The following is a 1708-nucleotide window of genomic DNA, read 5'->3' on the forward strand; positions in this document are numbered from 1 at the left end:
CCCGAGGAGCCCAAGGGCGTGCCGGTGTTCGCGTGGAAGGGCGAGACGCTCGAGGAGTACTGGTGGGCCGCCGAGCAGATGCTGACGTGGCCCGACGAGCCGGCCAACATGATCCTCGACGATGGCGGCGACGCGACCATGCTGGTGCTGCGCGGCGCGCAGTACGAGAAGGCCGGCGTCGTGCCCCCGGCCGAGGACGACGACCCCACCGAGTGGAAGGTCTTCCTGGACCTGCTGCGCCGCCGCTTCGAGACCGACAAGGACAAGTGGACCAAGATCGCGGAGTCGGTCAAGGGCGTCACCGAGGAGACCACCACCGGGGTGCTGCGGCTCTACCAGTTCGCGGCGGCCGGTGACCTGGCGTTCCCGGCGATCAACGTCAACGACTCGGTGACCAAGTCCAAGTTCGACAACAAGTACGGCTGCCGCCATTCGCTGATCGACGGCATCAACCGCGGCACCGACGTGCTGATCGGCGGCAAGAAGGTGCTCGTCTGCGGCTACGGCGACGTCGGCAAGGGCTGCGCCGAGTCCGTCAAGGGTCAGGGTGCGCGCGTCGTCGTCACCGAGGTCGACCCGATCAACGCGCTGCAGGCCCTGATGGAGGGCTTCGACGTCAAGCGGGTCGAGGACGCGATCGGCGAGGCGGACATCGTGATCACCGCGACCGGCAACAAGGACATCATCACGCTGGCCCACATGAAGGCGATGAAAGACCACGCGGTGCTGGGCAACATCGGGCACTTCGACAACGAGATTCAGGTCTCCGCACTGGAAAGGTCCGGCGCCACCAAGGTGAACATCCGGCCGCAGGTCGACCTGTGGACGTTCCCCGACAGCGGCAAGTCGATCATCCTGCTCTCCGAGGGCCGGCTGCTGAACCTCGGCAACGCCACCGGCCACCCATCGTTCGTGATGAGCAACAGCTTCTCCAACCAGGTGATCGCGCAGATCGAGTTGTGGACCAAGAACGACGAGTACGACAACGAGGTGTACCGGCTGCCCAAGCACCTCGACGAGAAGGTGGCCCGCATCCACGTCGAGGCGCTGGGTGGTGAGCTGACCAAGCTGACCAAGGAGCAGGCCGAGTACATCGGCGTCGACGTCGACGGTCCGTACAAGGCCGACCACTACCGGTACTGAGTTCGGCTCGCCCGCCGAACGTCACGCCAGCGTGACGCGGGGTTAGGCTCGCGCCGTGCTGATCGCGATCGAAGGGGTCGACGGCGCCGGCAAGCGGACGTTGTCCGAGGGCTTGCGTAAAGCGTTCGAGGCGGCCGGGAAGTCGGTTGCCACGCTGGCGTTCCCGCGCTACGGGCAGTCGGTGACCGCCGACGTCGCCGCGGAGGCGTTGCACGGCGAGCACGGCGACCTCGCCTCGTCGGCGTACGCGATGGCGATGCTGTTCGCGCTCGACCGCGCGGCGGCGGTCGGCGAAATCGAGGCGCTGGGCCGCGCGCACGACGTACTGATCCTGGACCGTTACGTCGCTTCCAACGCGGCCTACACCGCCGCCCGGCTGCGCGAGGACGCGGCGGGAGAAGCGGCGGCCTGGGTGCAGCGGCTGGAATATCAGCGACTGGGGTTGCCCGCGCCGGACTGGCAGGTGCTGCTCGCGGTGTCCGCCGAACTCGCCGCGCAGCGGGCCCGCGACCGCGCCGAATCGGAGCCGGGCCGGGCGCGCGACAGCTACGAACGCGACGACGAC

2 protein-coding genes are annotated in these 1708 nt (G+C 68.1%); both read left to right on the top strand.

Features of this window, described 5'->3' with window-relative positions; translation table 11 throughout:
* Positions 1–1143, top strand: a 1143-nt coding sequence (gene ahcY / locus A5736_RS20180; protein ID WP_076248201.1) for an adenosylhomocysteinase, incomplete at its 5' end; no start/stop codon positions are given.
* Between the two features lie 55 nt (positions 1144–1198).
* Positions 1199–1708: dTMP kinase (locus tag A5736_RS20185; RefSeq protein WP_076248203.1), on the top strand; the 510-nt coding region annotated here is incomplete at its 3' end.

The organism is Mycobacterium sp. SP-6446 (assembly GCF_001954045.1).
Classification (GTDB): domain Bacteria; phylum Actinomycetota; class Actinomycetes; order Mycobacteriales; family Mycobacteriaceae; genus Mycobacterium.